Here is a 13,538-nt window from a genome sequence, read left to right on the forward strand (position 1 = left end):
GTATTATTATGCGCAAAATATTTACATTTCTATCGGTATTATTCATAGCCGTAACAGTTTATATTGTTTATGGAACGTTTCAATCTGCACAAAAGTTTGAAGAGGGTTCTATTCAAAACGCTAATAGAGCCAATGCATTATCACAGCAGATTGCAGATGCACAAGCATTACAACAAGAAACATCTTCAGAAGAGTATACAAAGCTTGAAACGATGTTCAATGCGGGACATGCAGTAGCACAAGCACAGACACAGGCTCTGCAAGATCAAACGGATGTAATAAGTCCAGAGCTGCAATCAGCGATGGAGACATATATTACTGCAGGTGATAATGGTAACTTCATGTCAGTATGGTATCCGATAGATGGCGCATATACATGGTCATTTGCGCCAACGTTTATATTCTCGGGTTCAAGTCAAAAAGTGATTTGGACTTTAAGCGATGGGACAAATATGCTTGCGTGGGTACAAGGCTATTATGATGTTAGTACAAATCATTTTTCAAATCTTGTATTGAATTATAGCCAATATGGAAATCCAAATGGCAGAGAACTAAAAGGAAGTTCTGTGGAGGCTTGGTACTAATATGAAGAGACTGGCGAGTTTTGTTATATGTTTGTTATGTGCACTTATCACGGTAGTTACTTTCGTTTTGATTTGGGAATGGGGTAATCGAAGAAATATGGAATGGCTATCTCAACTACGTGAGATAGAAGGATTAGAGAATCAATTGTCAGAGATACCATCTGGATATGTAAATGGTTTTGGGGAAAGTGATACAATTTATGCTTCCTCTAAGCGTGTATCTTCAGATACTGCAATGATGGATCAACTTTGGACGACTGCCTTTGTTTGGAATTCACCGGAGGAATATGCAACCCAAAGGGCAAGTATCATCTCTACATATAACTTAAAAACAGATACACAGTTTTTTAATGAAGGGATGAAAGATCCAACAAGTATTACGGATGGTTCAAATCCTACGTTTGAGGGTCTATCGGATATGAAGTACCTCAAGCAGGATATACAACTTGTGTCAATAAAGGAAGATGTATATCGCTACTTTGTACGCATCAGTTACTACACGGCAAATCATCGTTCGGAAACACCGTATCGTTTCTGTTATATCTTCTGTGATATTGACGCAAATCAACAAATCACCAACTTGGAATATTATTCCTCAAAGGGTTGGGAATAAGTGAAATGAATCTATCCTATATAGGGTAGATTTTTTGTGGTTAACATATTTTATATGCAAGGGTTTCATGAATGATGAAAGTGAAATCCAATCACTTTCATGGTAGAGATGATTGATACGATAGTTACAAAAATAATTTTGATGAAAAAACATTACATTTTTTAAAAAGTCCTTTATAGATGCGGACTTTTTAAAATGAAAGTTTTTAGGTGATTAAATGAATACAATTTTCATAACAATGATGCTTGTTTTTTATGCGGTGAGAGGGTATTATTCTTGTATACAAAATAATAGTTGGAAATGCAACTATTATTATATGGAGGGGTAAAATGAACGTAATTAAGCGTAGTGGCGAGGAACTCGCTTTCGATGTTTCGAAGATTGAAAATGCGATTACAAAGGCAAATAACGCAACAGATTTGTCACATCGTACAACAGCAAAAGTAATCCGTGATATTACAGAACGTGTTTCTAGCAAGTGCAAATCTCTAAAGAGATCTGTATCTGTTGAAGAAATTCAAGATATGGTTGAAAACGAATTAATGAAGGCACAGGTTTTCCAAGTGGCGCATAACTATATTACATATCGTTATGAACGTGCTTTAGTTCGTAAGGCAAATACTACAGACCAAAAGATTCTTTCCTTATTAGAAAGAAACAATGAAGAAGCTAAACAAGAAAACTCCAATAAAAATCCAACTGTAAATAGTACACAGCGTGACTACATGGCGGGTGAAGTTTCTAAAGATATCACAAAGCGTTTTTTATTGCCTCAAGATATCTATGAAGCACATGAAAAGGGTATTATCCATTTCCATGATTCAGATTACTTTGCACAACCAATGTATAACTGTTGTTTAGTCAATCTAGAGGACATGTTACAAAATGGGACAGTCATTTCAGGTACTGCAATTGAAAAACCTCATAGTTTTGCGACTGCTTGCAATATCGCAACACAAATCATTGCGCAGGTAGCTTCAAACCAATATGGTGGACAAACAATTACACTATCTCATCTTGCACCATTTGTTGAAGTATCACGTCAAAAGCATCGTCGTAACGTTGCGGAAGAATTGGCTATAGCAGGAATCGAAGTTGATAATGACAAGATTAATGCACTTGCAGAATTGCGTGTACGTAAGGAGATCACAACAGGTGTACAGACAATTCAGTATCAAATCATTACACTGATGACTACAAATGGACAGGCACCTTTCGTGACAGTGTTTATGTATCTAGATGAAGTGGAAGCTGGTCAGACAAGAGATGACCTTGCGCTTATCATCGAAGAGATGCTCAAGCAAAGAATGACAGGTGTTAAGAACGAAAAAGGTATCTATATTACACCGGCATTCCCTAAACTGATCTATGCGTTAGATGAAGATAATGTATATGAAGATAGCAAGTATTACTACTTAACAAAACTTGCGGCTGAATGTACTGCGAAGAGAATGGTACCTGACTATATCTCTGCTAAAGTAATGAAGAACCTTAAGAACGGTGATGTATATCCATGTATGGGATGTCGTTCCTTCTTAACAGTAGACCGCTTTACAGATAAAGATTTAGGAAATATTGCGGAAGCAGAGAACTATGATCGTAATCACCATAAATACTATGGAAGATTTAACCAAGGTGTTGTAACAATTAACTTAGTTGATGTGGCATGTTCTTCAAAGGGAAATGAAGAAGAGTTCTGGAAGATCTTTGATGAAAGATTAAATCTCTGCTATAGAGCATTGATGATTCGTCATAAGAGATTGCTTGGAACACCATCTGATGTAGCACCTATCTTATGGCAATATGGTGCGATTGCTCGTTTGAAGAAGGGTGAGGTTATCGATAAACTATTGTTTAATGGATATAGCACAATTTCATTAGGCTATGGTGGCTTATATGAGTGTGTACACTATATGACTGGTACATCTCATACAACAGAGAAGGGCAAAGAGTTTGGTATGCGTGTAATGCAGCACTTGAATGATGCTTGCAACAAATGGAAGGCTGAAACAAATATTGACTTCTCCGTATATGGAACACCGATGGAGTCTACAACATACAAGTTTGCAAAGTGTCTACAAGAGCGTTTTGGAATAATCAAGGGTGTTACAGACCGTGCATATATTACAAATAGTTATCATGTACATGTTGCTGAAGATATCAATGCATTTGATAAGCTAACGTTAGAATCTGACTTCCAACAGTTATCTCCAGGTGGCGCAATCAGCTATGTAGAAGTTCCGAATATGCAGAATAACATTCCTGCAGTACTTGCACTTATGAAGCATATCTATAATACAATTACATACGCTGAATTGAATACAAAGAGTGACTATTGCCAAGTATGTGGATATGATGGCGAAATTAGTATCGTTGAAGATGAACACCATAAGTTAATTTGGAAGTGCCCATGTTGCGGTAATACAGATCAAACAAAGATGAACGTGGCACGTCGAACATGTGGTTATATTGGAACACAATTCTGGAATCAAGGAAGAACACAAGAAATCAAAGAACGCGTACTACACCTATAAGCCTAATGTAAAATAACTTGGGGTTTTAGAAAAAACCGCTTTAAAATTACATGGGGGTAAAAAGGTAGAAATTGTAGATGAGAATAATGTCTCTTGTCTACGATTTCTACCTTTTATATGTGCTAAGAAAGAAATGTTTTATTGTTAATTATTTTTTGTATGAACCACGCTTCTTTCCAATCCTTTTGTTGGATTGAAGGTGATCCGTAATTGTGTAATATAGTTTTCTGTTTAACGCGTAGAGCACTCTAGCACGGAATCTTGGAAAGTTTGAAAGACCATTAGAAACATTGATCAGTACACGTAATCTACTATTCATATATTCTGATAGTGCATTCGATTGTTTTCTGTCATCATACGGTCTTCTAAACGAGTTGAGATACTCCTCTTTCCAGTTTGTGATAGATGTCAAAAAGTCTTCGTACGCAGGTATGTCGGCAGAAATAAACGCATCTAGTATGGAGGTAATTTCGATTGTACAAGATGGGTAAATAGCAGTTCTATTAAAGTTGCGAAATAATTCTTTTAAGTGGTAGGCAAGCGTTAAGACTGGATCAATCTCCAATAACTGATCATATAGATTTCGATAATTCAATTTTTGCCTAAAGAAACTGTTATATTTCGGCTCGTTATCTAAGTTGTAGTCGGTTTCCAGTAATTTATGCCATGTTTTAAGAAGATAATAAGCTCTACTTCCTTTTTCATAATGATTCATGATATCGATACGTAGACGTGAGAATCCAGATGTAAGATGCTCGATGACATGGAAAGGATCTACAGCGACGATGGCGTTGGGCAGATATTTCTTTACAACATCTTTGTATGGCTGCCACATATCCATGGTCACAATCTTCACTCTTTGTCTCTCACTTAATGGGATATTTTCAAAGTAAGTGCTGAGTTCCTTTTTTGAACGAGACTGTATGACTTCGTTTAGAACACGAGCTTTATTATCGACCATGACACATAAGTAAGAACTGTTTTTTAACGCCATGTCAGAATATAGTTCATCAATTCCTAGATACTCGGGTAAGAACTGCCTTGGAATTCTCAAGTAACTATCGGCATAGAGTTCTACCGTAGGAATAGATACATGTGCTCTTAGTGCAATTGTCTTTAAGTTAATGGAGATATCACCTAGATCTTTCATGATTTGATCGACCATAGAGAAGGTGGAGTGCATACCATCAGGGGTAAAGATATTGTCTTCACTAAAAGTACGATGACAGTCATGACACTTATATCGTCTACGTTTCCAGTTGACAATCGTTTTTAGACCAGCGATGTCTTGCGTTTTGAATGTATATGTTAGAAGTCCTTTACTAGATGTATCAGCACCACAGTAAGGACAAATGGGATGTTTATTTATCAGTAGAAGATAAATATTCAAGGTATCATGATTGCGATATGTAGATAGACTTTGAACTTGATCTTGGGACAAGTTCAAAGCAGATGTGATAATATAATCAATAGCCATTTATGGCCTCCTCTCAAGACATTTTCTTTCATAGCAAAAAGATAATAACATGAGAGGTTTTTTTATTTTTGAAGGTACCCCAAGTTTTCTGAAGAAGTATCAAAAAGGCACCCCAAGTCTTCTCATTGCGGTACCCCAACCCCAAGTAATTTTAGAGCGCCCCTATAAGAAATGAAGGGATATGCATTGCATATCCTTTTTTGTGCGATGTACACACCATAAATCGAATGTAAATTACAACGAGAATATAGTTGATATTATTAATAGTTTCTTAAATTGTTAATGTAAACATATAGGGTTATCATAATGGAAAGATGTAAATGGCTATATTGTATGCTTAGATTTAAAGAGTAGAAAACTCTATGAAAAGTATCAGTATAGCCATATATATTGGAAACTCAAAGGGATATAGATTTATACAACAAGTTACAACATAAAAGTGGATAGAATCTATTCGTTGGTTGTCGTAATACCCTTTGGGAGAATGACGATTATGGGAGATGGCAAAATGGAGAGAAAGAAGTTTTTTCGGTATGTATTATCAGTTGTAATGATGTTTACTTTGTTATTTCAAGGTATGATGTGGCGTGTTTCTGCGGCTGGTCCTGCTAGACAAGTTCCATCTACAGTCACTTCATTTGAGATACAGAATAGTTCTGGCCAAACTGTTAATAGTGTATGGTATACAGAACGCTTCCTAATGAAGTTGGATTGGGATGCTAGTGGAACACAATTACAGGCTGGTGATTACTTTGATATTGATTTACCGCAAACAATGAAATTTCCATCAGATACAACAACGTACGATTTCAATGTTATGAGTGATGATGGAACAGCAGTAATCGCAACAGCACATATTACACCTGGGCCAGGTGATGTAGGTGGTAAAGTTCGTCTAACATTTACGAACTGGGTTACAGGTAGAACAGATGTTAGAGGAAATGTAAAAATTGCCTCGAAGTTTTTGTATACATCATTATTGGTTAATCAGAATAATACATTTTCAGTTTCTGTAAATGGTCAAGTCGTAAATAAAATTATTAGATTAGATGGTCCAACACCTTTAGATAATGACGAGGTTCTTAAGAAGAGTGGTGAGGGAGTACTGGGTACTACAGATCAAGCTTTATGGAAAGTACGTATCAATTATAAGAAAGCAACTTTGACAAATGTTGTGATTACGGACCATTTAACAGGTGGTAATGGTAGCGAGACATATATTCCTAGTAGCTTTGAATTATACAGTGTAGATTACTCTACGCTTGGAGAAGTAAGTAATTCTGTTGCGGTAAGCTTGGCTGGCAAGATTTCATTTGGTGCAGATAATAGAAGTTTTACAATCAACCTTGGTACAATCAATGCTACGCAATATCGTCTAATCTATAAGACAACATATACACCAGATACTAGATTAACAAACCATGTTGATCTCACATCGACCGAGCAAAATGGTGGAGATAGTGGGTATTATCAAACACTTAGTTCAAGTGGTACAGCAACAGGAAATTTGGCTAATAAAATCAAGCTCATTAGAGTGGATGCCGAAGATAACGCGACTCGTTTAGCGAATGCGGTATTTACAGTTACTAAACCGGATGGTACTACATTTGAACTGACTACGGGTGCGGATGGTACAGTTACTTCAGCTGCACTCCCTGTTGGAACATATAAAGTGAAAGAAAGAGTGGCCCCTCAAGGATATGAATTGAATGAGGATGAATATACATTACAGGTAACTGCTACAGATGGTGCAGTACAGACCATAAAAGATAATCCTATCAAGATCGATGTTGCAACAAAGAAGAAATGGATAGGACCAGAAGGCACTTCGGTAACGATTCATCTATATGCCGATAATGTAGATACGGGGAAAACAGTTGTATTAAATGCAGCGAATAACTGGTCGGATACATTTGCTGACTTAAGAAAATATCAACCAGGAACAACTACTGAAATTAACTACACAGTTCTAGAAGATGCTGTTTTAAATTACGATTCTGTCGTGACTGGTAGTATGGTAACTGGTTATACAATCACAAATACAAATACTGAAATAAGATCGGTTGATGTAGAGAAAAAGTGGGTTGGTCAACCGGCAACATCTATTACAGTTAAACTTTTTGCTGATGGTTCTATCAAAGATACAATCACAATCACATCCGCTGATAACTGGAGACATACATTTGTAAATCTACCAAAATATGATGCAAACGATGGCCACGAAATCATCGATACAATTGATGAAGATAGAATTGCTGGATATACGACAAGTATAACTGGCGATGCACAAATAGGCTTCACAATTACAAACTTTAAGGAGACACCAAAGACAGCGGATTACTTTAATCCAATGGTGTATACAACTCTTATGGTAGTTTCTCTTTCAATCATGATGATGGTAGTGGTTAAAAAGAAAACAGCTACGAGATAAGGAAAAATTGAAAACTAAAAAACGCTATTAAATACGTACGATATAAGTTGATAAACACAATTATATAAAGTACTTGAAAGAAAATTTTAGCAAATGAAAATTATTTTGTTTGACAGATAACAATATATGCATTAAAGTAGTTCACATACAAAAGCAATGAAGAGAAAAGTAGTTACTTTAACACTTTTTAGAGAGTTCGGGTAGGTGAAAGCGAACAAGTTAATAAGTAATGAAAATGGTCTTGGAGCTGTCGTGTCGATAAGTAGGCATGACCGGGTATTCCCGTTATAGGATTAGAGTATGTTGGTACTCGATGAGGTTGTTTCAGTGATGAAACAATAAAACAAGGTGGTAACACGTGATGATATATCCCGTCCTTGCAGTATACGAATGTATATTGTGATGACGGGATTTTTTGTATAGTACTTTACGCCAACACGATAAAGGTACAGGGAGGAAAAGATGAGTAAATTTATTAAAAAGTTTGCAGTAATTGCAACAACAATTTTCTTGCTTGCAGGATGCAGTGCAGGAAAGTCCGGCTCTACAGATGAAACAACAACTGAGAAGAAAGTATTACGCTTCGGACAAGCAAATGCAGGAACAGGCTTAGATATGCAGATTAGTACATCTTCCGGTGCAGCTTCGATTGCAGATGAAGTAACTGAATCGCTCTTACGTTTCGATGACAACAATGAAGAAGAACCAGTATTGATTGAAGATTTCCCAAAGGTTTCTGAAGATGGAAAAGTATATTCCTTTACATTGAAGAAGGGTGTTTACTTCACGGATGGTACAGAACTACATTCATCAGATGTTAAGTATACATTTGAACGTATGTTTACACCTGCTACAGGAGCTAAGTCAACAACATACTTCTCAATGATTGCAGGTGCGAAAGACATGCTTGCAGGAAATGCTACAGAGCTTTCTGGATTTGAAATCGTTGATGATTATCACTTCAACATCACACTAGATTATGCATTTGCTCCATTTGTTAAGAACCTAGGAACTTCATATGCAAATATTTTCCCAGAGAAAGCAACAAAGGAAGCGGGTGCTGCTTGGGGTACAGGTACAAACCTCATTGGTACAGGTCCTTACAAGATTCAATCAAACGATGACACAACAGAAGTAGTACTCGTTAAGAATGAAAAGTATCACGGTGGTGATGTGAATCTTGATGAACTACATTTCCTTTACTATGATGATGCACAGACAAAGTTAATCGCTTATGAAAATGGTGATATTGATTTAGCAGATTTACCTGCAAGTTTATTAGAACAATATCAATCTTCTCATAGTGATGAAATTCATACATATCATCCATTAGGAACATCATTCATCTCACTAAATCTTAAGAGTGAATATATCTCTGATGTAAATGTACGTAAGGCAATCTCACTCGCTATCAACCGTGAAGAATTAGTTAAGACAATTCTTGCGGGTGCAGGTATTCCTGCAACATCATTCTTGAACAACCAGATCCCTGGTCATGATGATTCAAGAAAGGTATTAGAATACAATCCTGAAGTTGCTAAGAAGTTATTAGCTGAAGCAGGTTACAGCAATGGAATCTCACTGACAGCTGAAATTCGTGAAGCGGATAAGACAGTATTTGATGCATTACAAGGTTATTTAGCTGAAGTTGGTATCCAGTTAACATTGAATATTGTTGATAACGCTACATGGAACTCTGATCGTGCTGCAGGTAACGTCGCATTAACTGGTATGACTTGGAATGCGTTATATCCAGATGGTGACTTCCAAATGTACAACTACTTCTACTCAAAGAACTCTGTAAATCGTGGTGTGTTCTATGATAACCCAGCGTATGATGCAGCGTTAGATAAGGCTAGAGCTTCTACTGACGAAAAAGAACGTGCAGAATTATACAAAGAAGCAGATAAGATTCTTACATTTGACGACTATGCATGCATACCTCTATACTATCCACAGAGCCAATTCATTGCGAAGTCATATGTTAAGAACTTTACAGTAGGTAACTTAATCTACCACTTCTGGAATGCAGATATTGATGCACAAGCAGCAGCAAAAGAACAAAAGTAAAAAACATTAGGATAGCAGTCTGTGTGTGATGATTCCATACACACAGACTGTATTTCTGTTATTGATGAAAGGATATAGGCATGGGTAAATATATTTTAAAAAGAGCACTGTTGGCAATCATGATTATCTTTGCGATTTCCTTACTTACATTTATCGTTTTAAATGTAATTCCAGGAGACGTCGTAGCCGCAATGCTTGGTGAATTTGCAAGTAAAGACGCAATTGAAACTGCTAGACACCAACTAGGTCTTGATGTGCCTTTGCCACTCCAATATTTGCGTTGGCTTCAGGGCTTGGTTACAGGAAATCTAGGTACAAGCTACTTCCAACGTAAAGCAGTATTAACTTTAATCTTACAAGCATTTAAATATACATTTGTGATGGCGATTGCGGCATACATTATCGCAATCGTAATCGGATTATTATTTGGTGTATTAGCAGCGGTATACCACAATCGTATTATTGATCGTATTTTGATGTCGCTTTCTGTCTTTGGTATCTCGGCGCCATCATTTTGGATTGCGATTATCTTACAGATTTTTGTGGGTTTGAAACTTGGTTGGTTTCCAGTATCAGGTGTGAAATCTACAATATGGTGGGTGTTACCGTCATTTTCGCTAGGCATTCGATCTGCCGCATCGATTACGCGCGTTACACGTACGTCGATGTTAGAAGTGATGAAACAGGATTATATCCGCACAGCATTTGCGAAGGGTATTAGTTATCCAAGAATCATCTTCTTCCATGCATTCCGTAATGCACTAATTCCAATTATGACGATTCTTGGAAATGACTTTGGTGTGCTACTAACAGGATCGATGATTACCGAGAATGTATTTAATGTTCCAGGTATTGGTAAGTTATTGATTGATGCAATCAATCGTCGTGATATTCCACTTGTACAAGGTGGAGTTATCTATGTGGCAGCGATATGTGTACTCGTATATTTTGCGGTAGATATATTATATGCAGTTGTTAATCCAAACATACGTTTAACACAGGAGGTGAACTAATGAAGAAAAACAATTTCTATAGTGAATCCTTCCAACGTTTTTGTAAAAATAAAGTCGCTGTTGTATCAGCGCTCATTCTAATCAGTTTGATTATTATTTGTTTTATCGCTCCACTTATTACTAGTTATGACCCTGAAAAGCAAGCATTGTCAGAGCGTTTACTATCACCTAGTCTAAAGCACTGGTGGGGTACAGACCAGTATGGTAGAGATATCTTTACACGTTGTGTGTATGGGTGTCGTGTATCACTATCGGTAGGTATTATTTCGCAATTAATTGCGACAATTATCGGATACTTTATGGGTGTTACAGCAGGCTATGTCGGTGGTAAAATAGATGACGCAATTTCATTTGTAATGCAGGTATTTTCTTCATTTCCATTTTTGTTATTTGCGATGGCACTAATGTATGCGTTAGGACCAGGTATTACGAATCTATATATCTCACTGGGTTTATTAAGTTGGGCAAGTACAGCCAAATTAATTCGCGGTCAAGTAATGCAGCTAAAGGGCCAAGAATACATTCAAGCATGTAAGGTAGATGGTGGTTCTACATTACGTATTATCCTAAAGCATTTATTCCCAAACTGTATTCCAATGTTAATTGTTTCGATTACGTTAGGTATCCCTAGTGCAATCTTATCGGAAGCTAGTTTAAGTTATTTGGGTTTAGGTGTACCTTCACCAAAGCCAAGCTGGGGATCAATGATTGCCGAATCACAGGATTTTATTCGTAGTAATACGTATTACAGTTTATTTCCAGGTCTATGTATTATCGTTACAGTAATTGCCTTTAACATGATGGGTGATGGACTACGTGATGCTCTAGATCCTAAACTACGTATTTCAAGAGGTGAACTATGAGCCAAAATACAGTATTAGAGATTAAAGACTTAGAAGTAGAACTCTTGTCAGAAAAGGGTCCACTTCCAGTAATCGACAAAGTAAATCTCTCGATTAAAGAGGGTGAAATTGTAGGTATCGTAGGTGAAAGTGGTTGTGGTAAGTCTATGCTGGCATCTGCGATTATGAATCTTTTGAATTCACCCGCAAAAATCGCAGATGGTACGATATTCTATGCAGGTCAAGATATGACAACACTCAGTCTACGTGAATTTCAAAGAATACGTGGTAAAGATATTTCTATGATTTTCCAAGAACCAATGACTTCATTAAATCCATTAATGAAAGTTGGTAAGCAAATTGAAGAAGCTATCAAAGCGCATGAGAAGGTTTCAAATACTGAACTTAAAGAACGTGCCATCGCTGCGATTCGTGATGTAGGGATTCCCCAACCGGAAAAGGTTTATCATGATATTCCATCCCGATTATCTGGTGGTATGAGACAACGTATTATGATTGCGATGGCACTTGTGTGTCATCCAAAGCTACTTATCTGTGATGAGCCTACTACGGCTTTGGACGTAACGATTCAAGCACAGATTCTTCGCTTAATAAAGAAGTTGCGTGATGAAACAAATACTGCAGTTATTTTTATCTCCCATGATATGGGGGTTATCTATCAGATGGTGGATCGTGTTGTTGTCATGTATGCAGGTCAATTTGTGGAAAGCGCTCCATGTAAGAAGTTGTTTGAAAAACCATTACACCCTTACACGATTGGATTACAGAATGCAATTCCACAAATTAATAAACAACAATCTTCTCTACAAGATATCCCGGGTTCAGTACCGATGCTGGATAACTTGCCAGAAGGATGTTTGTTCGCACCTAGATGTCCATTTGCGAAGGGCGAATGTTTTACAAAGAAAGTTAACCTCAAGTACTATGATGATCATTCTGTTCGTTGCTTGTTGGTAGATGAAGGAGGATGGCACAATGAGTGAAATCATTCTTGAAGTTCAAAATCTAAAGAAATACTACCAACAAGGAACACTGTTCCAAAAGAAGGAAAGTGTAAAAGCAGTTGATGATGTTAGTTTTGTTTTACATCGTAAAGAGACACTTGCGATTGTTGGGGAAAGTGGATGTGGTAAATCTACAACAGTAAAATCACTGATTCGTTTGACGGAACCAACTTCAGGAAAAGTTATCCTAAATGGAGAAGACTTTACAAGTTTAAAAGGAAAAGAGCTACGTGAAGCGAGAAAGAAGTTAAAGATTATTTTCCAAGATCCGTATTCTTCTTTAAATCCACGCATGATGGTACGAGATATCATTGCGGAGCCAATTGATATTGAAAAGACTTGGAAAACACGCAGTGAGCGAGAAGAAATGGTATTAGAAACAATGAAACTTGTTGGACTTGACCCAACTTGTATCAATCGTTATCCACATGAATTCTCTGGTGGTCAAAGACAACGGATTGGAATTGCGCGTGCAATTATCTTGAAGCCAGATATCGTTATCTGTGATGAACCGGTATCTGCGTTGGATGTTTCTATTCAAGCAAAAATTATTAATCTATTAAAACAACTACAAGAGGAATTGAACATTTCTTATATCTTTATTTCACATGATTTAGGTGTTGTAAAACATATCGCAGATCGTATTCTGGTAATGTATTTGGGACATGTTGTTGAAGAGGGTACTAGTGAAGATATCTTCAATCATCCTTCACATCCTTATACACGAACATTACTGAATGCGATTCCTACAATTGGTGTAGAGATGAGTGAAAATACACTGATTGAAGGTGATCTTCCATCACCATCTAATCCACCAAAAGGTTGTGTATTCCACACAAGATGTCCTTTTGCGAAAGAGGAATGTACACTCAAACAACCAGAAATTAAAGACCTAGGGAATGGTCATCAATATGCATGCATATTGAATGCAGAAAATGAAAGTGAGTAA

General features: G+C 36.9%; 10 protein-coding genes and 1 other annotated feature. Of the genes, 9 read left to right on the forward strand and 1 reads right to left on the reverse strand.

Annotation, left to right across the window (positions count from 1 at the left end; all coding sequences use genetic code 11):
* Window positions 1–8: 8 nt before the first annotated feature.
* The 3 genes from RGT18_RS04775 (at window position 9) to nrdD (ending at window position 3,731) form a co-directional block, all read left to right on the forward strand.
* On the forward strand, window positions 9–584 hold the full coding sequence (locus RGT18_RS04775) for a hypothetical protein (protein WP_028078769.1): 576 nt from the start codon (window positions 9–11) through the stop codon (window positions 582–584).
* A gap of 1 nt (window position 585) precedes the next feature.
* Window positions 586–1,197, forward strand: coding sequence for a hypothetical protein (locus tag RGT18_RS04780; protein ID WP_028078770.1), 612 nt, complete (start codon window positions 586–588; stop codon window positions 1,195–1,197).
* 329 nt (window positions 1,198–1,526) lie between these two features.
* A complete protein-coding gene (nrdD, locus tag RGT18_RS04785; protein ID WP_028078771.1) occupies window positions 1,527–3,731 on the forward strand; it encodes an anaerobic ribonucleoside-triphosphate reductase in 2,205 nt (734 codons plus the stop codon).
* Between the two features lie 148 nt (window positions 3,732–3,879).
* Here the strand turns inward: nrdD and RGT18_RS04790 are convergent, their stop codons facing one another.
* Entirely contained in the window at window positions 3,880–5,208 is a 1,329-nt protein-coding gene (locus RGT18_RS04790) for an ISL3 family transposase (RefSeq protein ID WP_338175381.1), read from the reverse strand.
* 493 nt (window positions 5,209–5,701) lie between these two features.
* On the opposite strand from RGT18_RS04790, the gene RGT18_RS04795 reads away from it, so the two are divergent.
* The 6 genes from RGT18_RS04795 to RGT18_RS04820 all read left to right on the forward strand — a co-directional run bounded on the left by RGT18_RS04795 (window position 5,702) and on the right by RGT18_RS04820 (window position 13,538).
* Window positions 5,702–7,639: a Cna B-type domain-containing protein gene (locus RGT18_RS04795; protein WP_051241016.1), complete on the forward strand. Its 1,938-nt coding sequence runs from the start codon at window positions 5,702–5,704 to the stop codon at window positions 7,637–7,639.
* Between the two features lie 147 nt (window positions 7,640–7,786).
* Window positions 7,787–8,021, forward strand: a binding site (T-box leader).
* Window positions 8,022–8,101: 80 nt separating this feature from the next.
* Window positions 8,102–9,709: an ABC transporter substrate-binding protein gene (locus RGT18_RS04800; protein ID WP_028078384.1), complete on the forward strand. Its 1,608-nt coding sequence runs from the start codon at window positions 8,102–8,104 to the stop codon at window positions 9,707–9,709.
* An 80-nt stretch (window positions 9,710–9,789) separates the two neighbouring features.
* On the forward strand, window positions 9,790–10,722 hold the full coding sequence (locus RGT18_RS04805) for an ABC transporter permease (protein ID WP_028078383.1): 933 nt from the start codon (window positions 9,790–9,792) through the stop codon (window positions 10,720–10,722).
* A complete protein-coding gene (locus tag RGT18_RS04810; protein ID WP_028078382.1) occupies window positions 10,722–11,585 on the forward strand; it encodes an ABC transporter permease in 864 nt (287 codons plus the stop codon). The genes RGT18_RS04805 and RGT18_RS04810 overlap by 1 nt, the downstream gene beginning before the upstream one ends.
* Window positions 11,582–12,568 carry an ABC transporter ATP-binding protein gene (locus tag RGT18_RS04815; protein ID WP_028078381.1) on the forward strand — a complete coding sequence of 329 codons (987 nt, stop codon included), beginning with the start codon at window positions 11,582–11,584 and terminating at the stop codon, window positions 12,566–12,568. The genes RGT18_RS04810 and RGT18_RS04815 overlap by 4 nt, the downstream gene beginning before the upstream one ends.
* Window positions 12,561–13,538 (forward strand): ABC transporter ATP-binding protein, encoded by a 978-nt coding sequence (locus tag RGT18_RS04820; protein WP_211220306.1) that lies wholly within the window; start codon window positions 12,561–12,563, stop codon window positions 13,536–13,538. The genes RGT18_RS04815 and RGT18_RS04820 overlap by 8 nt, the downstream gene beginning before the upstream one ends.

This window comes from Solobacterium moorei, from assembly GCF_036323475.1.
GTDB lineage: Bacteria > Bacillota_I > Bacilli_A > Erysipelotrichales > Erysipelotrichaceae > Bulleidia > Bulleidia moorei.